Consider the following 18,980-nt stretch of genomic DNA (forward strand, 5'->3'; position numbering starts at 1 on the left):
GTCGGTCCGGCTATTTTTCCAGCCGGGCGAGCAGCGAGGACGTATCCCAGCGATTGCCGCCAAGCTTCTGTACTTCGCCATAGAACTGGTCGACAACGGCGGTGACGGGAAGCGTCGCACCGTTGCGCTTGGCTTCGGTCAGCACGATGTCGAGATCCTTGCGCATCCAGTCGACGGCAAAGCCGAACGTGTAGGTGCCAGCATTCATCGTCTTGTAGCGGTTTTCCATCTGCCAGGAGCCGGCAGCCCCCTTGGAGATGACTTCGATAACCTTTTCAATATCAAGGCCGGCTTTCTTGCCAAAGTGAATCCCTTCGGCAAGGCCTTGTACGACGCCGGCGATGCAGATCTGGTTGACCATCTTCGTGAGCTGGCCGGATCCGGCCGGACCCATCAGGCCGACCATGCGGGCATAGGCATCGATGACCGGCCGCGCCTTTTCAAAGACCTCCGCATCGCCGCCGCACATGACGGTCAGCACGCCGTTTTCGGCGCCCGCCTGGCCGCCCGAGACCGGCGCATCGATAAAGCCGCAGCCTTTTGCGGTCGCTGCGGCGTAAAGCTCGCGGGCAACTTCGGCAGAGGCCGTGGTATTGTCGATGAGGATGGCGCCGGGCTTCATGCCGGCAAGCACGCCGGTTTCACCGAGCGTGACCGAGCGCAGATCATCGTCATTGCCGACGCAGGTGAAGACGAAATCGGCATCTTCGGCTGCCGCGCGCGGGGTGGGGGCAGAGGCGCCGCCGAACTTTTTCGCCCAGGCATCCGCCTTGGCGGCGGTGCGGTTGTAGACCGTGACCGCGTGGCCGCCCTTTTCCTTCAGATAACCTGCCATGGGGAAACCCATGACGCCGAGACCGATGAATGCAACTTTCGCCATGTCATGCTCCAACTGTGATGGGCGATGATTAGCTGAAATCATCCGGATCGGAAAGCGGTCTGCGGTGAAAGCAGAGCGCTGACCGGCGCATCGAGAAAATCGCCGCTTCGGGTTTCTTGGCGCAGAACCTCGGAAAGCTTGGAAAAATTTCTCCCAATATATGTGTATTTCGGAATGAAATAATGTCGATCAATTCTATGGGTTGATGGAACATAAGCGCATGAGAAGGCGACGGCGGACGGCCGCAGCCTTGAAAGGTGCAAGTCCGACATCGGACGCAGGAAGGGGATGGATCATGGTCAATCGCAGACAGGTACTGGGACTGATGGGCGCGGCGGCGGCCGCCACATTGCCGCTCGCACGGGGGGCTCAGGCGGCATTGCCGAAGACGCTGCGCATCGGCTGGCAGAAGAATGGCGTGCTCGCGCTCGCCAAGAGCCAGGGCGCGCTGGAAAAGCTGTTTGCCGACCGCGGCGTCCAGATCACCTGGTCGGAATTCTCTTCCGGCCCGCCGCTGCTTGAGGCACTGGGCGCCGGCGCGCTGGATCTTGGACCGACCGGCGACGTACCGCCGCTGTTTGCCCAGGCGGCCCGCGGAAACCTCGTCTATATCGGCACCTATAAGGGAAGCGCGGCAGGCTCGGCCATTCTCGTCAACAAGGATTCACCGATCCGCACGCTTGCCGACCTCAAGGGCAAGAAGCTTGCCTTCAAGCGTGGCTCGAGCGCCCATAACGTGGCGGTCCAGGCGCTGCGCAAGGCTGGCCTGTCGCTTTCCGACGTGACGCTCGTTGATCTGGCGCCGCCGGATGCGGCAGCGGCCTTCAAGACCGGCAGCATCGATGCCTGGTCGATCTGGGATCCGTACACGGCCGTCGCCGAAGCAGATCCGCAGACGCGGGTGCTGACGACAGCCGAAGGCATCGTCGACAGCTGGAGCTATTTCCTTGCCAATGGCGACTTCGCAAAGGAGCATGGCGACCTCATTCCGGAGATTTTCGGCGAGCTGTCGAAGGTCGGCAAGCGGGCGCAGGCCGATCTTGCCACCACCGTGCCGGCGCTGTCTGCGATCACCGGCGTGCCGGAGGATGTGACCCGCATCACGCTCACCCGCGCAGGCTTTGATCTCGGCGCCGTCGATACCGTGTCGGATGCGGCCATCGCCTATCAGCAGGCGCTGGCGGACGAGTTCTTCGAGCTGAAGATCCTGCCGAAGAAACTCACCATCACCGATATCGTCTGGCGCCCGAAGGCCAGCTGAACCGATCCGCAGCCTGGAGGCCTGATACATGACCCGTAACGCCCAGAAGCCCATCGACTTCCTGTGGTTCATTCCGACCAGCGGCGATGGCACCTATATCGGTGCCAGCGATCTCAACCGCGCGCCCGACAACCGCTACCTGCGCGAGATTGCCGTGGCCGTCGACCGGCTCGGCTATAGCGGCGTGCTGTTGCCGACCGGCGTGTCCTGCGAGGAAAGTTTTGTGACCGCCGCCTCGCTTGCGCCGTTTACGGAGAAGCTGAAGTTTCTGGTCGCCATTCGCCCTGGCACGGCATCGCCTGCCTATTATGCCCGCTTGGCCTCGACGCTCGACCGCATCTCGGGCGGCCGGCTGCTCCTCAATATCGTGGTGGGCGGCAGTCCGGCGGAACTGGCCGGCGACGGGATATTTCATCCGCATGACGAACGCTATGCCCATGCGGAGGAATTCTTCCAGGTATTCGAGGATCTGCTCGCCACTGGCAAGGCCGATCTCGACGGCAAATATGTGCAGGCGAAGGAGGCCCGTCTCGGCTTTCCCTCCATCCAGCAGCCGCGCCCGCCGCTTTATTTCGGCGGCTCTTCCGATGCCGGTATCGAGTTTTCGACGGGGCGCGCCGACAAGTACCTGACCTGGGGCGAACCGCCGGAGCAGGTGGCGGAAAAGGTGGCGCGGGTGCGCAAGTCCGCCGCCGCCAAGGGCCGCGAGGTATCCTTCGGCATCCGGTTGCATTTCATCGTGCGCGAAACCGATGACGAGGCTTTCGAGGCGGCCGACCGGCTGATTTCGAAGCTCGACGACGAGACGATTGCCAAGGCCCAGGCGCATTTCGAAAAATCGTCCGATTCGGTTGGCCAGAAGCGAATGGCGGCGCTGCATGGCGGCCGCCGCGACCGTCTGGAAGTCTCGCCCAATCTCTGGGCCGGCATCGGCCTGGTGCGCTCCGGTGCAGGCACCGCTCTCGTCGGCTCGCCGAAGACGGTGGCGGCCAGGCTGCGGGAATACCAGGAGATCGGCATCGAGACGGTGATCGGCTCCGGCTATCCGCATCTGGAAGAAGCCTACCGGGTGGCGGAACTGCTGTTTCCGGAGCTCGGCATTGCCCGGCCCGAACAGCCGACCGGCTTTGGCTCGGAATTTTCACAAAAGGCGGTGTTTGCCGGTGGCGGCCACCAGACACTGAAGGCGGTTGCGGCCTCTTGAGAGGGCGCCAGCCGATCCACCCACCACGTTCCGTCCCAGGAGATCCCGCCATGACCAGCATCGATATCGAGGCCGGCCGCACCGTCACAGGCAGCAAGCCTCGTTCCCTTCGCCTCCCAAGACTTGATCGCGAACGCCTGCTGCCTTTTGCCGTGCCGCTGGCTCTTGTCCTGTTATGGCAGGCGGGATCTTCGCTCGGGCTCATCTCCGACCGGGTGATGCCGTCGCCGGTTGCCGTCACGCAGGCCTTCTGGTCGGAAGCGGCCGATGGCAGCCTTGGTCATAATATTCTCGTGAGCGGCGCCCGGGCGCTCGCAGGACTTGCCATCGGCGGGTCGATCGGCTTCCTGCTCGGCATCGCCAACGGCGTGTCGAAACTGTCGGAGCAGCTGACCGACACGACGCTGCAGATGATCCGCACCATTCCGCATCTGGCGATGATTCCGCTCGTCATCCTGTGGTTCGGCATCGGCGAGGAGGCAAAGCTGTTTCTGACCTCTCTCGGCGTTCTGTTTCCGATCTATCTCAACACCTATCACGGCGTGCGCAATGTCGACCGCGGGCTGATCGAGATGGGCCGCATCTATGGCATGAGCAACTGGTCGCTGTTTTCCAAGGTGATCTTCCCGGGCGCGCTGCCCTCGATTTTCGTCGGGCTGCGCTATGCGCTCGGCATCATGTGGCTGACGCTCATCGTGTCGGAATCGATCGCCGCCTCGTCCGGCATCGGCTACATGGCCAACAATGCCCGTGAATTCATGATGACCGATGTCGTGGTGCTGGCGCTCGTTATCTATGCCGTGCTCGGCAAGCTCGCCGACGTGATCGCCCGGTCCCTGGAGCGCTGGACGCTGTCCTGGAACGCTGCCTATCAACGCTGAGCCGGAAAGTGAGAACACCATGTCGATTGCCCCCTTTCATACGACGCTGTCGCTGCTGACCGAGCCTGAGACCGACACGAGGACAAATTTGAGGACCGGCCGGGCCGCTTCGCCGGTCCCCCAGCCGGGTGCTCCGGCAAAGGCTGCGGTGCTGACACTGCGCGGCGTTGAAAAAAGCTTCGGGGCAAACCGCGTGCTGCGCGGCATCGACCTCGTCATTCCCGCCGGCCAGTTCGTGGCGATCGTCGGCAAGAGCGGCTGCGGCAAGAGCACGCTGCTGAGGCTGCTGGTGGGCCTGGAAACGGCAAGCAGCGGCGACATCGTCTTCACCGATGAAGAGGGCCGGGCGATTGGGCCGGAGGCCCGCATCATGTTCCAGGAGCCGCGTCTGCTGCCTTGGTTCAACGTGATCGACAATGTCGGCGTGGGGCTCGGCGAGGGGATTTCGCGTGCCGAGGCGCGGGCACGGGCCGAGCAGGTGCTGTGGGAAATGCATCTGCGCGACAAGGCGCTCGACTGGCCGGCCAGTCTTTCTGGCGGCCAGCGGCAGCGGGTGGCTCTGGCACGCGCTCTGGTCAGCCGGCCGGGGTTTCTGGCACTTGACGAGCCGCTCGGCGCGCTCGATGCGTTAACGCGGATCGGCATGCAGCAGCTTGTGTCCCGCGTCTGGCGCGAGCTCGGCTTCACCGCTGTACTCGTGACGCATGACGTCAACGAGGCCGTGCATCTGGCCGACCGGGTGATCGTGCTCGACGAGGGGCGGGTGATGCTCGATCTCGACGTGCCGCAGGCGCATCCGCGCGAGCATGGCGACCCGGAACTGGCGCGTCTGGAAGGACGGCTTCTGTCGGCGATCCTGGGAACGCAGTAGGTGAGGGAACGCAGTAGGCAAGGGGACGCAGTCGGCGAGGCGCATTCGCCTCGCCCGGCAAGCGGCCGCCTCTCAGAACGGCTTGATGATGGCAAGGCCGACGACGATCACCACCGAAACCAGCACGATCGGCATGCCCTTGGCGACGAAGGCTGGCGGGTCGAGAAGCGGATCGGCCTCCATGCGGCGCAGCCAGGCGCTCTGCATGCCGTGGAGGGCGGACAAGAGGACGACGATCAACAGCTTCAAATGCAGCCAGCCGCCGGTAAAGCCGACATAGCCGAAGGCGAGGATCAGGCCGAAGATCCAGGCGCCGGCGAGCGCGCCGGTGGTGACGATCCGGTCATAGCGGCGCAGCGCGCTGATGACGCCGGTGCGGATCGGCGCCGGCACCATGCCGATGACGAAGGCATTGATCAGCATGCCGCCGACCCAGATGATATCGGAGGCGACGTGAAGCGCCTTGAAGAGGAAATACAGCATTGATCAATCCCAGATCTGTGTTTCGGAAAAGCCGAGTTCGGTAAGATCGCCCCGGCGCAGCGCCTGATCGGTGGCGGAGGCGCAGAAGAATTCATCCAGTTGCGGCGGCTTCGTGCGCGTGCCCGACAGCATGGCATGCACCTGGCCGCGATGGTGGATCTGGTGCTGGAAGAGATGCAGCAGGAGCCGGTCTGCCCGTTCACGCTGCTCATGCGTCTGCCGCGGAATGACCACCTCGCGATCAAGATCATCCGGAGTCATCTGGCGACAGTGATCGATCAGGCGGCGGTCGATGGCGCGTTGCTCGCGCTCCAGATCGGTAAAGTCGAGAAAGGGCAGTTCCGGCTCGAAGGCGGACGGACCCATCGGTCGGCCTTCAAGCGCGCTCACGTAAAACCAGTCCACCGTCAGGATATGGTTCAGCGTCTTCAGGATGGAGGGAAAGAAGCTCGTGCGGGTGACCTGCAGTTCCTGCGGCGTCAGCGTCCGGCAGGCGCCGAGAAGCCGATGATTGGCCCAGGCATTGTTATAGGCCTGGACGAGGAAATAGCGGTTCGGTGTCATGGTCCCCTCCGATTGCCGATCAATTTAGAGTGGCCAGGCAGCGCTGGCTAGATCCGTTCTGATCCGCGGTTCATTGCGGGGGCAGAGCGAGCGGGGTTTTCCGGCCGTCGCCTTTGCGATAGGCTCAGCCAAGGCAGATGTCTCGAAAAGAAGAGGCCCCGCAATGTTTCTCGACCTCAACGGCTATTATCGCCGCCTCCCGGACCCACCGCCGCAAAACCCGGGGCGCCGGTCGCTGACGGCAAAGGAGCAGAAGGTGATGCTCTGGGTGATCTGCGTCAACCTCGTGCTGCTTTTCGTTGCGCCGATCGGTGGCGCAACGGTGATCCATGCGGCGTTTTCCGCCCTGTTTCGCTAGCGTCCTGTCGATTCCGCAGGCGGCCGTAGGGCTAAGAGCCGTCCGCGTTACTGCCGGGCGAGGCGGGCAATCACCAGATGGCCGGGGCTCGGATTGCCCTCCTGCATCCGCACATTGATCTCTTCCATCTCGATCAGGGAAAAGCCGGTATCGGCCAGCCGTTCGCGGATATAGGCGGGCGAATGGACAAAGCGCTGGTGGGGGCCGACCATATAGGGACGGCCGGCCATGGCTTCCTCGGAAAGCGTTTCCGACGAGAAGACGAAAATGCCGCCATCGACCATGTTTTCGGCAGCGCCGAAAAACAGCGGCTCCAGCGCGCCGAGATAAGGCAGCACGTCGGTGGCGGTGATGAGATCGAAGGGCTCGTCATCATTGTCTTCGAGGAAATCCTCGATTTCGGCGACATAGAGCGTTTCGTACAGATCCTTTTCATGGGCGATCTCGACCATGTTTTCGGAAATGTCGATGCCGGTAATATCCTCGCAGAGATCGCGCAGCGTGCCGCCGGTGAGCCCGGTGCCGCAGCCGAGATCGAGCATGCGCTTGAAGGGGCCAAGCTCGCGCTCCTGCAGACGCTGCAGCACCATTTTCGGCACATCATAGCCCAGCTGCGCGACGAGGATGTCCTCAAAGCTTTCCGCGTGCTGGTCAAACAGCGTTTCCACATAGGCGTCGGGCGCCTTGGGTGGCGTTTCGCCGCGCCCGAGCGAGGCGATGCGCACCGAAGCGCCGCCGTGATCTTCCGGATCGATCTCCAGAACCTCGCCATAAGCGGCGACGGCCGCATCGATTTCGCCCGCCTTCTCATGGGCGAGAGCCCGGTTATAGGCTTCCGCCAGCGCGTCTTCGTCGATCTTGGTCATGGCAGCCTTCTTTTTCCGAACCGTTGCGCCCGGATTTAAGCAAAGTGCCACCCAATGGCAAGGACAAGCGGCGGCCCGCGTTCAATGCAGGATGAACTCGCCCTTAAGCGAGCGCCATTCGCTGGCGGCGATCAGCTTGCGATGGACGTAGCGCACCGAATGCAGCGGCCCGTCGAGCTTCTCCTGCCAGAATTTGAGGAAACCCCGCATTTCAGGAAAATCCGGAGCAAGATCGTAATGCTGCCAGATATAGGTTTGCAAGAGTGTGGGATGATCGGGCAGGCGGTAGAGGATCTGCGCGGTGGTGAGGCCGTAGCCTTTCAGCATCATGTCCATTTCGGGTGTCATATCGTGTCCCCTGGAGTTGAGCCTTGATGACGCCGCAGCGTCAGCGAAATTGGAACACTGCAGGCTTAATCGTGGCTTAACAAGACGTAATATTTTCGAAATGTCCGTGCAAAATCATGATGTTATCACTCTATCTGAACGGCTGCTGCCAAACTGGTTCATCTGCGGTTCAGACGGTGAGGCGTCATTCTGATGATGGAACAAACCAGACCGCTCCCCGTTTAAGCGCGCCGCACCTGGCGCACAGGGAGTGGTTATAAAGACGATCAGGAGAAAACATGTCCAAGCGAACCGGATATCTTGCGAGCGTGGCAATGCCGCTGATCTCGATGAGTCTGATGGTGCCCCAGGCGCTGGCAATGCCCGCCATGCCGCCGCTGCAACCGGCCGCGATGGCCCAGGATCTCATCCGCGTGCAGGCGCAGCCGGGCGGGCCCGATGGGGCCGACGCCGAGGAACTAAAGAAGCGCCACCAGAAACCGGCCGGCGAAGAGCCCGCAGCACGGGGCGCACCGGAAGCCCGCCCGGAACCGAAGGCAGAGGCGCGCCCGGAACCGAAGGCCGAGCCACGCCCTGAGCCCCGCGCCGAGCCGCGCCCGGAACCGAGGGCAGAGCCTGCACCGCGCGCCGAGCCGGCGCCCAGGGCCGAACAACGTCCGGAACCCAAGGCCGAGCCGCAGCGCGAAGCGCCGGAAGCGGCCCCGAAGCCGCGTGCCGCCCAGCAGGAAGCGCCCGCCGAGCGGCCGCAGGCGCCGGCCCGTGCGGCTCCGGCAGAGCCCCGTCCTGCCGACGCGCAACCCGTCGAACCGAAGCCGGTCGCGCCAAAGCCTGCGCGTGAAAAGCCGGCAGAGCCTGCACTTGCACCGGCCGAAAAGCCCGCGCCGATCGGCAAGCCTTCGCCTGCCGCGCGCCCCGGTGATGCGGAAAAGCCGGCTCCGGCCGAAAAGCCTGCCGCGGAAGCGCCTCCTGCGCCGGCCGGCGAAAAGCCGAAGCGTCCGGCCGCTGCAGAACCGGCCGCTCCGTCGGAGACAGCACCGGCACGCCAGCAGCAGCGTCCGGGCGAAACCGGCAAACCGGCTCCGGCCGCCGGCGAGGCGCCCGCTGAGGCTCCGGCTCCGGCCGAGCGTCCTGCAACGCCGCTCTCCGGCGAAGCGCCGGCTCCCGCCGCCCGCCCGACGGCCCCTGGCGCACAGACGCCTGAAGGCGCACCCGCTGCTCGTCCCGGCGTGCCGAAGCCGCCCGTTGCCGGCCAGCCGCCTGTTCCCGGTCAGCCCCCTGTTCCGGGCCAGCCTCCGGTTCCCGGCCAGCCGGCAGCACCGGGCCAGGCCGCAACCCCTGTTGCCCCGACCGTTGCTTCGCCGACGACGCCTGAACAGATCGAGCGGGCCCGCAAGATCGCCGACAATCCGGCCTCCAGCACGCAGCCGATCGTTCTGCCGGTAGAAAATGGCGCAGCCGTTCTCGACAGCGCCAAGGAAGCGCCGCCGGTAGCCGGCCAACGCCCTGCCGGCCCTCGCGATGGTGAACCCCGTGATGGTGCGCCAAGAGACGGCGGACCGCGTGGGGCAGGGCCGCGCGACGGTGGTCCGCGTGGCGGACCGGTTCCGGTCGTTGATCCGAACGCACCGCTGCCGCCTCCGCCGCGCTCGGATGCCGATGCCCAGGCAGGCCCCGCCGGCCGTGCCGCACCGCCGGTGCGCATCGAGGCGATTACCGCCGAACGCGGCGAGCGGATGCGCGAACGCCCGCGCTACGACCTGCCGCCCGGTTTCGATGGACGCAATGTCGGTGGCCCGGCCGATGACGGCCGCATCATCATCAACTTCGACAACCGCACCATCGTCCGCCACGACGACAGCCGTCGCTTCTACGACAGCGGCTATACGCCGGAATACGAGCGCCTGCCCGGCGGCCGGACCCGCGAAATCATCGATCGCGACAATGGCGTGCAGATCGTGACGATCCGCGACCGTTATGGCGACGTGGTGCAGCGCTCGCGCATCGGGCGGGATGGTCGTGAATATGTTCTGTTCTACGCCGGCGACCAGCGCGACGACCGCGGCCCCGACTATGAATGGCGCGACCCGGCCTACGATCTGCCGCCGATGCGTCTGACGATCCCGGTCAACCAGTACATCATCGACACCTCGACGGATCCGGACCGGGACTATTACAAGTTCCTGGAACAGCCGCCGGTGGAGCGCGTCGAACGGGTCTATACGCTGGACGAGGTGCGCTACTCGGCCCGCGTCCGTGACAAGGTGCGCCGTATCGATCTCGATACCATCACCTTTGCAACGGGCAGCGCCGACATTCCGATGAGCCAGGCCCGCTCGCTGCGCAAGGTGGCCGATGCCATCAACGAGGTGCTGAAGAAGGACCCGAGCGAAACCTTCCTCATCGAAGGCCATACCGATGCCGTGGGCTCCGACGAGAGCAACCTCGTGCTGTCTGACCGGCGCGCCGAGCAGGTGGCGGTCGTGCTGAGCGAAGTCTACGGCATTCCGCCGGAAAACATGACGACGCAGGGCTATGGCGAGCGTTACCTCAAGGTCAACACAGCGGGCCCCTCGCAGGAGAACCGCCGCGTCACCATCCGCCGCATCACCGCACTGGTGAAGCCAGTCGCGCAGAATCGCTGAAGCACTTCTGCACTGCAATCATGGCCGCCGGAGAGATCCGGCGGCTTTTTCGTGCGCGAGCTAGGCTCGCGACTCATGAGTCCCGCCAATAGCACCATGTCGCGGCGATGAAGATCGCGAAGAGCAATGTGTGGGCGCATCGATCGTACGGGCTGGGACGCGTCTGCACGTCTGGCAGGAGACCACCAAGGCGCTCGATGTGAAGATTATGCAGTGGCTGAGGCTTGCGGCAACAGCATCCCGACTTCCGGGTGTCCCGGAACTTGGCTATCCCACCGTCAAAAGTGGGCGGTCAGTCCGCTCATAGGGGAAATTGAGGGTTCGGATCAAATGCTGAGGGAACAAGCCATGGCCGCGTATTCAGGCCAGAATGTGAATAGAGGGACGGCGCCGTGAACTTGCAGCTTCAGCAGCCATTGCTGGATGGCGGATCTTTGCAAGCAGGGCGGATTGACAAGGAGATTGTAATCGCCGGTCTCGCTCGCGATTGCGCGCACTCGCTGCCGCGGTTGCTTCCGGTGCTGGAGGAACTGGCCGAGCGTTTTTCCCGCAGTCATTTCATCTTTCTCGAAAACGATTCCCTTGATCGGACAAAGGAAGTTCTCAAGGCTTTCGCGAAACAGCATCCCTCTTGTTACTTTGACAGCCTGGATGGAATTGGCAGGATTTATCGCAGGCGGACGGCTCGATTGGCCTATCTGCGCAATGCCATTCTGCAGCGCGCCGAAGCCTGTGTCGCGGATCCTCAGCATGCTTTTCTATTGCTGCTGGACCTTGATGACGTCAATTCCACCGTCACCGTCGATTATCTGCTCAATCTTGTCGAAAACGACACCGGCGACTGGGCTGGCCTCTTCGCCAATCAAGCGGACAACTATTACGATCTGTGGGCCTTACGTCATGCCAGGCTCTGCCCAGGCGATGTTTGGAAGAAGGTGCGCGAGCGCCCCAAGGAGATGAGCCGGGAGGACGCCGTTGCGCGCTTCGTCACAGCGCTCTCCTTTTCGCTGCCGCCAGATCAAGGGCGTGTGGAGGTAGAAAGTGCCTTTGGCGGATTGGGTCTTTATCGCTTTTCCGCGATTTCCGGGTGCCGTTAAGTGGGGCTTGGCGATGATGGCCGTGAGGTTTGCGAGCATGTGGCCTTTAATGAGGCTGTGCGTCGGCGTGGCGGTCGGCTTTTCATTGATTGCGCTCTGATCAATGGCAGAGGGACCGAGGCTCATGCGCCGCCCAGGACCCGCTGGCAAAAGTGGAAGAAGCGCCTTCGCAAACTGAGGGTGCTATGGGAGAGAGGGCGGAAATATGACCCAACCCTCTCCATACAAGGCTGATTTTCGAACTGGTCTACGCAACAGCAGCGAGTCCGGTGTGGGGGGTGGTCGCAATGGCTGCCGTGATCGAGCCTGACAGACGCGACCTGCCCCGGAAAATCGCCTTTCGCGCTGCCGGTTTTTGCCTTTCTGCGCCGATTGCGGGTCGAGCGGTCTCAGGTCCGGGCCCACAGTCGGATGTGGTTGAGCCGGATTGCCGAAGTCTTTCGGTGAGTGTCGCAGTTACAGTCTGGATCGGAAGAGGTTACGGGGTCCCCGCCACAGGGTGGGCCAGGCGGCAGTGGTGGTTGCGCGACGATCATCGTGATGCGGCGGGCATGTCGTGACAGGCAAGAGCAGTAAGTCACGCGTCGCGCGCCGTCCTGCCAAGGCCCACCACGTCGAGCACGAAATCGGCGATGGCGTCGGTGTCGTTCAGATCGAACACCGGGAGGGCGGTGTCGGAGACGGGGTGGTCGGCGGCGATGGCTTTGATGTGGGGATCGCTCGGCGCAAGCGGTTCGCGGCTCTTTGCCTCCAGCCGGCGCGCCTCGATCTTGGGCACGGGCTCGCGCTTGTAGCCCTCGATGAGGACGAGGTCGCAGGGTGCAAGGCGGGCGAGGATGTCTTCAAAACTCGGCTCGGGGGCTCCGCGCAGCTCGTGCATGATGGCAAAGCGCGTGCCGGACACCAGCGCTACCTCATGGGCGCCGGCCTGGCGATGGCGATAGCTGTCGGCACCGACCTTGTCGATATCGAAATCGTGGTGGGCGTGCTTGACGGTGGAGACGCGAAAGCCGCGCCGGGTCAGTTCTTCCACGAGCCGCACCGCAAGCCCCGTCTTGCCGGAATTCTTCCAGCCAGAAATGCCGAAGATACGGGGTTTTTCGTCGGGTGCCGACATGTCAGAGAGCCTCGAGATAGCGATGGGCGATGTGCAGGTCGTCCGGCGTGTTGACATTGAGGAAGGGATCGAGCGGGCCGATACCTGTCGCCTGATCCGGAAACGCCACCGTCACCGTGTCATAGCGCGCGAGAAACGCCTTGACCCTCGGGTTTTCCGGGCTTTCGAGAAAGGCCTGCAGCGCATTGGCGATTGTCACCGGAAAGAGGCCGCAGACCGGGTGTTCCGCGCCGCGCGAGGCGGCAACGGCAATGTCGTGGCCCTCGTCGATGGCCTGTTGCAGGCGTTCGACCAGATTTTCAGGCAGAAAAGGGCTGTCGACGGGGGCGCAGAGGACATGTTGCGCGGCCGGCGCCGTGGCAGCTGTGTGGCGAAGGGCCGTCAGAATGCCGGCAAGCGGGCCGCGCTGGCCGGGCAGTGTATCGGGCACACGGGGCAGATCGGCCGGGAGCGTAAACCCTTCCGGGGCATTGATGGCAAGCGTCGAAAGCTGGGGGGCAAGGCGCGCAACCGCGTGGGACAGGAGCGGCTGATCCCCCAAAAGGACATGGGCCTTGTCTCGCCCCATGCGGCTCGAGCGGCCGCCTGCCAGGATGACGCCCGGCGGTCTGTGGAGAAGAGGCTGCTCCGACATCATGTACCCTCGTCAATAGTTGCCGTCGGGCGGATGGATCTGGCGGCAAGGCTGCGGACCCGCCGCTTTTCGCGGTAGAAGGCATAAAGGCCGGAGGCGACGATGAGACTTGCACCGATCGCCATATAGCCGTCCGGGCGCTCGCCGAAGAAATAGAACCCGAGCGTCAGCGAAAAGATCAGGCTCGTATAGCGCAGGGGCGCGACCAGCGAGATGTCGCCGGAGCGCATGGCAATCACGATGGTCTGGTAGCCGGCGAGGATAAGCAGCGAGGCAATGGCGAGATGCCCGAGCGCGGAGGCGCTGACCGGGCTCCAGCCGCCCATCGGAATGATCAGGATGGCGCCGAAGAGCGTATTGGTGAGCGCCGCAAACAGCGAAACCAAAAGCGTCGGGATGCCGGTATGGATCCGCCGCGTGGTGAGGTCGCGCCCGGCAGTGAAGAGGACGGCAATTACGGCAAACAGCGAGGCTGGCACGAAAGCCTCCGGGCTTGGCCTCAGCACGATCAGCACGCCGATGAAGCCGACGATGATGGCCACCCAGCGCCGCCAGCCGACGGGCTCCTTGAAGACGGCCCAGGCGCCAAAGGTGACGGCGAGCGGCAGCGACAGGAGGATGGTGGCGGCGACGGCCAGATCGATATGGGCGAGCGCCGAGATATAGGTAACGGCCGCCCCGATCTCGAAGGCGGAGCGCAGGATGACGATGGGTGAAAACATCAGCCGGATCTGGTGCAGAAGCCCGAAATGGCGGGCCAGAAGCACCAGCATGACCAGCGTCATCGTGCCCCGCAGAAACATGATCTGGCCGACATTCATTTCCGGCGTTACCATTTTCACGAAGGCATCGTTGGTGGTGAAGACCCCCATGGCAAGCGTCATCATCAGCGCGCCGCGCGCATTCGGTGACAGAGGCATTTCCAATTCCCTAGACGGATTTTTCGAGCTGATTTTAGCAAGGGCTTAAAGCATCGCTGTGAGGTGGACCAGCCGTCCGTGCAGCCGCTGCGACTAATAGTCGTATTTTATCCCATAAATGGGCAGAGGGCGGCGTATGTTAACGAATGCGCAATAGCTGATGGGCCAGTTTTGCCTGCGTTCCGCATGAGGTGGAATGACGCGTGACCGGTGCCGATGCGGGCAGACCGGGTTGCAGCACGGGGTAGTGCGATGTCATTCCTGGACCGTCTCTTGCAGAGCCGCCGGATCGTTACCAAGGTCCTGCTCTTCGTCGTACCGTTGATCCTGCTGATCGCGGGTGTCGGTCTTGCCGGCTTTTATACGGCACGGATGCTGAACGGCCACATGACCGTGACCCGGGCGACCATTGAAAACATCGGCGACTTCGAAGAGTTGCAGGCCGATCTCCTGGGGTTCTTCGCCGATTCCTCAAGCGCCAATCTCGCCAGCCTGCGCGAAGGCATCGACCGGCTGGGCAAGGGCGTCACGACGCTTGACGGGTTGCAGCTCTCGGATGCCGACCGGGGCCGGCTTGAGGTGGTGCGCCAGACGGCGCCGGCGCTGCAACAGCAGACGGCGGCCCTTTGGGAGATCCGGCGCAAGATGACCCGTGCCGAACAGGCGATGGAAGCAGGCGTCGACGGGATCCGCGCGCAGGCCTCCTCCGTCAATGCGCAGATCACCACCGTGCGCCAGGAAGCGGAAAGCAAGGAGCGCTTTGCCAAGGGCGCGCTGTTTGACGCCTTCGTGCTGAAGACGGTCGACCGCCATATCGAAAACATTGTCGATGCCATTCGCGGCGTGGCCGAGGACGACACGACGATCAAGGCTGCATCCGCCTATCTCGGCGTGCTGCAAAAGCAGTTCCCGAAGCTCGAGGGTCGCGGCACGACCAAGTCCGCCCGCATGGTGGATGGCGTAAAGCTGCAGGTGCAAAAACTGCAGGAGCTGATTGCCGGACCGCTGCCTGCGCCGGAAAAGGCAGCAGCCGTGCGCGCGGCCGTAGCAGCCTTTGCGCCAGTGCAGGAGGTGTTTCGGCAGGAAGTCCTGCGCAGCACGGCAACCGCCACCGACCGCTTTGCCAACCTGGAAGACGACGTGCAGCTGATGCGCAGCCTGCTTGCCGAGATCGGCAAGTCCCTGCAGCTCACCGACCTGTTGCAGCTGCATACCGAGCGGCTGCGGGTGACGCTTACCACGCCGGCGCGTGAGGAGGTTCTGGCCGATATCCGCGGGCTGACGGCGGCCGCCGGCAATGTCAGCACGCTTGGCGTCAAGAACGAGGTCATGCGGGAGTTTGCGCCGCAGCTTGCGCCGCAACTCGACCAGCTGACCCGCAACAGCGAGATCATCCTGCAGCTCTCCGGCGAGTGGAAGGCGGCTCGCACGACGGCTGAGGAAACGCTGGCAAAGGGCATGGCGGGGCTGAAGAATTTCGTGGCCGAGGCGCAGGAGGCCGGCAAGCAGGACAGCGAGCGCTCGGCCAATCTGTCGGTCGCGGCCACCGTGATCGGCACGCTTCTGGCGATCATCGGGGCGCTGATGTTGGTGGAGACGCTGCGCGGTCCGCTGCGGCGGGTGACCGACATCATGACGCGGCTGGCGAGCGGCGACCTTGAGGTCAAGATCGACGGGCGCGAGCGCGGCGACGAGATCGGCGACATGGTCCGCTCGGTCAGCGTGTTTCGCGATGCGGCGCTGGAAAACGTCCGGCTGGAAGAGGAAGCCAATGCGGCGCGCACCGCAAGCCAGACCGAGGCCGACCGGCGCGCGGCCGAGCGGGCGCGGATCTCCAACGAACAGAGTCTTGCGCTTTCCGCCCTCTCGGATGTGCTTAACCTGCTGGCCGATGGCGACCTGGAACGGCAGATGAGCGAGGACCTGCCGGCGGAATTCGTCGAGATGGCCCGCACCTATAACCGCGCCGTGGCAACGCTGCGCGCGACCCTTTCGGACGTCCGGCTGGTGGCAGGGGACATCGACAGCGGCACCGGCAATCTCGCCGCATCCGCCGACGATCTGGCCCGACGCACCGAGCAGCAGGCCGCAGCGCTCGAGGAGAGCACGCGGGCGCTGCGCCAGCTTGGCCAGATCGTCAGCGCCACCGCCGAAAGCGCCAAGCGCACGGCGCAATCCGTCGATCAGACCGAGGCCTTCGCCACCCGTTCCGGCGCGGTCGTCACCAGTGCCATTACGGCGATGGGCGAGATCAGCCGCTCCTCGGAAAAGATCGGCACGATTATCGGCGTGATCGATGAAATCGCCTTCCAGACCAATCTTCTGGCGCTGAATGCCGGCGTCGAGGCGGCGCGTGCGGGCGAAGCCGGCCGCGGCTTTGCGGTGGTGGCCCAGGAGGTGCGCGAGCTCGCCCAGCGCAGCGCCAATTCGGCAAAGGAGATCAAGGGCCTGATTTCCGAAAGCGCCCGGCAGGTGGAAAACGGCGTGCAGCTGGTCGAGCAGACCGGGGAGGCGCTGAGCGAGATCATCGGCCATATCGGCACCGTGCAGAAGCTCGTCGCAGACATTTCGGCCGCCACCGGCGAACAGTCCCTCGGCATCAACGAGGTGACCCATGCGCTCGGCGAGGTGGAACTCATCACCCAGCGCAATGCCGCCATGGTCGAGGAGAACAATGCCGAGATCCACGGTCTTCGCGGCCGCGTCGAGGCGCTGTCGGAAAAGATCGAGCATTTTCGCACCAGCGAGCCGGTATCGGGCGGGGCACGGCGGGAGTGGGCGGCGTAACCCACGACTTTCGGATGTCAGCAAAGCCGTCGCGGCGTGATCTGCGGCGGCTTTTTCGTTTTTCTGACGCCAAGTCAGAACCGGGTCGCTAAGAGCTTTACGGGACGGCATTCACCTTCGTCACCGTGTCTCCGACAAATGCGATGACATAGCCGCCGGTGCGTTCGGCATCGGCCGCGAGCGCGCGCAGGCGCGTGGCATAGGGTTCGTGCGAAAGGGCGTCGGGGCGGGTGGGATCGACGAGGACGGTGGTTTGCGGGCCCTGGCGGTAGAGCATCATTCCGGCCTGCTGCGGCTGCCATTCCGGGCCAAACTCCTCGCAGCTGCGCCAGAGGCAGAGAAAATCCCGGCAGAGTGATGGGCGGCTGTCGTAGATCGTGCAGCCCTTCTCCTCGACGCAGTGGCGGCAGACGGTATTGGCCGGTTTGTCGAGCGCTTCGATATCCGGAAGATGGCAGCAGAAGGTGCAGGTGCCGCACTGGCGCGATGCAAGGTCTGTGGCGACGGAAGCGAGACGGGTAAGCGGCGGTGCGGTCATGCCGGGTTTCTACAGCATCCGCGTTTTATGGGAAAGCCGAACAGTTGGGAGCGATGCGGGACAAGACGCCCCGCATCGTGAACGGTCAAGCGTGGGGTGCTGCCGTCTTGCCCTCAGCCGCCGGCGTCGACTTGCGGCGATAGAGGAAGAGGGTCGCGACGAGGCCGCAGACGGCGGCAAAGCTCATCCAGTAGCCGGGGGCGGCCTTGTCGCCGGTCGCTTCGATGGCGAAGGTGGAAATGGCGAGCGACGAGCCGCCAAGCGTGGTGGCAAGGCTGTAGGCGAGCGAGAAGCCGGCGGTGCGCACCGTGACCGGCACCACTTCCGTCAGTGCCACGACCATGGCGCCGTTATACCAGGCGTAGATGAAGGAGAGCCACAGCTCGACGATCAACATATGGCCGAAGGTGATGTCGGACACCAGCCAGGACAAGGCTGGATAAGCGGTCAGCACGGCGAGCACCGTGAAAGCGATGAGGATCGCCTTTCGCCCGATGATATCGGAGACGGCACCGGCGATCGGCAGCCAGATGAAGTTCGAAACGCCGACCGCCATGGTGACGAGCAGGGCCTGCGATTCCGTCAGATGCAGAACCGTCTTGCCGAAGGAAGGCGTGTAGACGGTGATCAGATAGAAGGAGACGGTCGTCATCATCACCATGCCGACGCCGCCGAGCACGACAGGCCAGTTGGTAAACAGCGTGCGGAAGATCTCCCTGGTATCCGGCTGGTGCTTGCGGGCGGCAAATTCCTTGGTTTCCTGCAGCGAACGGCGGATGATGAAGATGAACGGAATGATCATGCAGCCGACGAAGAAGGGAATGCGCCAGCCCCAGTCGGAAATCTGCTGCGGCATCAGAATCTTGTTGAGGAGAAAGCCGAGGAGCGCGGCAACAACGATGGCCACCTGCTGGCTGGCCGACTGCCAGCTGACATAAAAACCCTTGCGCCCGGGTGTTGCCATTTCCGAGAGGTAGACCGATACGCCGCCGAGTTCCACGCCTGCCGAAAAGCCCTGCAGAAGCCGGCCGATGAGGACGAGGATGGGTGCGGCGATGCCGATGGTGGCATAGGAGGGCACGAAGGCGATGAGAACCGTACCCATGGCCATGATCAGCAGGGTGACGATGAGACCCTTGCGCCGCCCGATGCGGTCGATATAGGGCCCGAGCGTGAGGGCGCCGATGGGGCGCATGACGAAGCCCGCGGCAAAGCTGAGGAAGGTCACCATCAGCGACACGAACGGATTGTCGTTGGGGAAGAAGGTTGCGGCGATATGCGAGGCATAGATGCCGAACAGGAAGAAATCGAACATTTCGAGAAAGTTGCCGCTCGTGACGCGCAGCACCGTCTTGATCGTCTCAGCTCGTGTTTCTGCCACGAACGTACTCCTTTGAGGAAGGGTGCCACTCGCAGGCCGGTCTGGGAGCCCCGGCCGAGGCGCCGATGGCAGACCTCTGATAAATCTCATGGATGCCGGTCGCCCGGGCGGGCGTGCTGGCAGCCAAGCTCGCTATACCCGATAGCCG

At 63.7% G+C, this 18,980-nt stretch carries 18 protein-coding genes; 8 read left to right on the forward strand and 10 right to left on the reverse strand.

All coding sequences use genetic code 11. The annotated features are described in order from the left end of the window. Positions 1-10: 10 nt before the first annotated feature. Positions 11-880, reverse strand: coding sequence for an NAD(P)-dependent oxidoreductase (locus J2858_RS11150; RefSeq protein WP_210104886.1), 870 nt, complete (start codon positions 878-880; stop codon positions 11-13). 295 nt (positions 881-1,175) lie between these two features. Here J2858_RS11150 and J2858_RS11155 point away from each other — a divergent pair, with 295 nt between their 5' ends. Genes J2858_RS11155 through J2858_RS11170 form a run of 4 tightly spaced genes read left to right on the forward strand, consistent with a single transcriptional unit; the run spans position 1,176 to position 5,097 of the window. Then, on the forward strand, positions 1,176-2,141 hold the full coding sequence (locus J2858_RS11155; RefSeq protein ID WP_210104887.1) for an aliphatic sulfonate ABC transporter substrate-binding protein: 966 nt from the start codon (positions 1,176-1,178) through the stop codon (positions 2,139-2,141). Positions 2,142-2,169: 28 nt separating this feature from the next. Beyond that, positions 2,170-3,345 (forward strand): FMNH2-dependent alkanesulfonate monooxygenase, encoded by a 1,176-nt coding sequence (ssuD, locus tag J2858_RS11160; protein ID WP_210104888.1) that lies wholly within the window; start codon positions 2,170-2,172, stop codon positions 3,343-3,345. Positions 3,346-3,395: 50 nt separating this feature from the next. Continuing rightward, complete coding sequence (locus tag J2858_RS11165; protein ID WP_210104889.1) at positions 3,396-4,226, forward strand: ABC transporter permease subunit; 831 nt, start codon at positions 3,396-3,398, stop codon at positions 4,224-4,226. A 19-nt stretch (positions 4,227-4,245) separates the two neighbouring features. Then, positions 4,246-5,097, forward strand: a complete 852-nt coding sequence (locus tag J2858_RS11170) for an ABC transporter ATP-binding protein (RefSeq protein ID WP_210104890.1) — start codon at positions 4,246-4,248, stop codon at positions 5,095-5,097. Positions 5,098-5,169: 72 nt separating this feature from the next. Here J2858_RS11170 and J2858_RS11175 read toward each other — a convergent pair whose 3' ends face one another. Then, a complete protein-coding gene (locus J2858_RS11175) occupies positions 5,170-5,580 on the reverse strand; it encodes a CopD family protein (RefSeq protein WP_210104891.1) in 411 nt (136 codons plus the stop codon). A 3-nt stretch (positions 5,581-5,583) separates the two neighbouring features. Beyond that, positions 5,584-6,144: a DinB family protein gene (locus J2858_RS11180; RefSeq protein ID WP_210104892.1), complete on the reverse strand. Its 561-nt coding sequence runs from the start codon at positions 6,142-6,144 to the stop codon at positions 5,584-5,586. 163 nt (positions 6,145-6,307) lie between these two features. On the opposite strand from J2858_RS11180, the gene J2858_RS11185 reads away from it, so the two are divergent. Continuing rightward, positions 6,308-6,502: a hypothetical protein gene (locus J2858_RS11185; protein ID WP_210104893.1), complete on the forward strand. Its 195-nt coding sequence runs from the start codon at positions 6,308-6,310 to the stop codon at positions 6,500-6,502. Between the two features lie 47 nt (positions 6,503-6,549). Here J2858_RS11185 and J2858_RS11190 read toward each other — a convergent pair whose 3' ends face one another. Together J2858_RS11190 and J2858_RS11195 are read right to left on the reverse strand one after the other, a co-directional pair. Then, the gene (locus J2858_RS11190; RefSeq protein WP_210104894.1) at positions 6,550-7,368 is read right to left on the reverse strand and encodes a methyltransferase domain-containing protein; all 819 of its coding nucleotides are present in this window, start codon (positions 7,366-7,368) and stop codon (positions 6,550-6,552) included. 81 nt (positions 7,369-7,449) lie between these two features. Then, the gene (locus J2858_RS11195; RefSeq protein ID WP_210104895.1) at positions 7,450-7,716 is read right to left on the reverse strand and encodes an usg protein; all 267 of its coding nucleotides are present in this window, start codon (positions 7,714-7,716) and stop codon (positions 7,450-7,452) included. 278 nt (positions 7,717-7,994) lie between these two features. Here J2858_RS11195 and J2858_RS11200 point away from each other — a divergent pair, with 278 nt between their 5' ends. Next, complete coding sequence (locus tag J2858_RS11200; protein WP_210104896.1) at positions 7,995-10,358, forward strand: OmpA family protein; 2,364 nt, start codon at positions 7,995-7,997, stop codon at positions 10,356-10,358. A gap of 392 nt (positions 10,359-10,750) precedes the next feature. After that, positions 10,751-11,455, forward strand: a complete 705-nt coding sequence (locus tag J2858_RS11205; protein WP_210104897.1) for a glycosyltransferase — start codon at positions 10,751-10,753, stop codon at positions 11,453-11,455. 577 nt (positions 11,456-12,032) lie between these two features. Here J2858_RS11205 and mobB read toward each other — a convergent pair. The 3 genes from mobB to J2858_RS11220 are packed head-to-tail and all read right to left on the reverse strand — an operon-like array spanning position 12,033 to position 14,126. Continuing rightward, a complete protein-coding gene (gene mobB, locus J2858_RS11210) occupies positions 12,033-12,572 on the reverse strand; it encodes a molybdopterin-guanine dinucleotide biosynthesis protein B (protein ID WP_210104898.1) in 540 nt (179 codons plus the stop codon). A 1-nt stretch (position 12,573) separates the two neighbouring features. Continuing rightward, positions 12,574-13,209 (reverse strand): molybdenum cofactor guanylyltransferase MobA, encoded by a 636-nt coding sequence (gene mobA, locus J2858_RS11215; protein WP_210104899.1) that lies wholly within the window; start codon positions 13,207-13,209, stop codon positions 12,574-12,576. Beyond that, positions 13,206-14,126 carry a DMT family transporter gene (locus tag J2858_RS11220; RefSeq protein ID WP_210104900.1) on the reverse strand — a complete coding sequence of 307 codons (921 nt, stop codon included), beginning with the start codon at positions 14,124-14,126 and terminating at the stop codon, positions 13,206-13,208. Before J2858_RS11220 ends, mobA begins: the two co-directional genes overlap by 4 nt. 252 nt (positions 14,127-14,378) lie before the next feature. On the opposite strand from J2858_RS11220, the gene J2858_RS11225 reads away from it, so the two are divergent. Next, positions 14,379-16,913, forward strand: coding sequence for a methyl-accepting chemotaxis protein (locus J2858_RS11225; protein ID WP_210104901.1), 2,535 nt, complete (start codon positions 14,379-14,381; stop codon positions 16,911-16,913). Positions 16,914-17,010: 97 nt separating this feature from the next. Here J2858_RS11225 and J2858_RS11230 read toward each other — a convergent pair whose 3' ends face one another. Both J2858_RS11230 and J2858_RS11235 read right to left on the reverse strand, forming a co-directional pair. After that, positions 17,011-17,451 (reverse strand): hypothetical protein, encoded by a 441-nt coding sequence (locus J2858_RS11230; RefSeq protein ID WP_210104902.1) that lies wholly within the window; start codon positions 17,449-17,451, stop codon positions 17,011-17,013. 85 nt (positions 17,452-17,536) lie between these two features. Continuing rightward, positions 17,537-18,832, reverse strand: a complete 1,296-nt coding sequence (locus J2858_RS11235; protein WP_348635477.1) for an MFS transporter — start codon at positions 18,830-18,832, stop codon at positions 17,537-17,539. Between the last annotated feature and the right edge of the window lie 148 nt (positions 18,833-18,980).

The organism is Neorhizobium galegae (assembly GCF_017877135.1).
In the GTDB taxonomy this organism is placed as follows: domain Bacteria; phylum Pseudomonadota; class Alphaproteobacteria; order Rhizobiales; family Rhizobiaceae; genus Neorhizobium; species Neorhizobium galegae_A.